General features: G+C 35.3%; 1 protein-coding gene. It reads left to right on the top strand.

What is annotated here, in order from left to right:
* The coding region (locus tag IDG60_RS02660; RefSeq protein ID WP_206160470.1) for a GA module-containing protein at positions 1–445 on the top strand (445 nt) is incomplete at both ends.

The following is a 445-nucleotide window of genomic DNA, read 5'->3' on the forward strand; positions in this document are numbered from 1 at the left end:
GTAACAAAACAAACTATAACAATGCTGTTGATAGTGCTAATGGTGTCATTAATGCAACAAGCAATCCAAATATGGATGCTAATGCAATTAACCAAATCGCTACACAAGTGACATCAACGAAAAATGCATTAGATGGTACACATAATTTAACGCAAGCGAAACAAACAGCAACAAATGCCATCGATGGTGCTACTAACTTAAATAAAGCGCAAAAAGATGCGTTAAAAGCACAAGTTACAAGTGCGCAACGTGTTGCAAATGTAACAAGTATCCAACAAACTGCAAATGAACTTAATACAGCTATGGGTCAATTACAACATGGTATTGATGATGAAAATGCAACAAAACAAACTCAAAAATATCGTGACGCTGAACAAAGTAAGAAAACTGCTTATGATCAAGCTGTAGCTGCTGCGAAAGCAATTTTAAATAAACAAACAGGTTC

The sequence above is a fragment of the Staphylococcus sp. EG-SA-2 genome, from assembly GCF_017152085.1.